The following is a 428-nucleotide window of genomic DNA, read 5'->3' as shown; positions in this document are numbered from 1 at the left end:
CAGGTGTAGGTGTCTGTCTCTTCCTTATACGCCATATTTTCCCGTTTGCTGATGTCTTTCTTAAAACTTCTCTTTTTCCATTTTTCGTAGGTCTGCGGTTTGATGTAAGGGATCTGACCCTGGCTTTTCAGATATTCATAAGCCTCTTCGCTTTCATACCCCGAATCCGCAGTCACACTGGGATATCGAAATCCCAGGTTCACTTCCATGTTTTTCAGAAACGGCACCAGTGTCCATACATCATTCCGATCCTGAAAAATCCCAGCTGCCACAATGTATTCGCTGTCCACTGCGATCTGGACGTTATATCCAGGTTTCAGCTGGGCATTCCTCATATGATCATCCTTCATGTGCATAAAAGTGGCATCCGGATCCGTCTTGCAGTAGTTATTCCGGCCCTGGAAACTAGCTGTATGCCAGTCATAGAT

General features: G+C 45.6%; 1 pseudogene (running past one end of the window). It reads right to left on the bottom strand.

The annotated features are described in order from the left end of the window. Window positions 1-428 (bottom strand): annotated as a pseudogene (locus KE531_04520) (transposase); it runs 747 nt beyond the window's last position.

This window comes from Eubacteriaceae bacterium Marseille-Q4139 (assembly GCA_018223415.1).
Lineage (GTDB): Bacteria > Bacillota > Clostridia > Lachnospirales > Lachnospiraceae > CABSIM01.
This window is presented reverse-complemented; position numbering and strand designations above follow the sequence as displayed.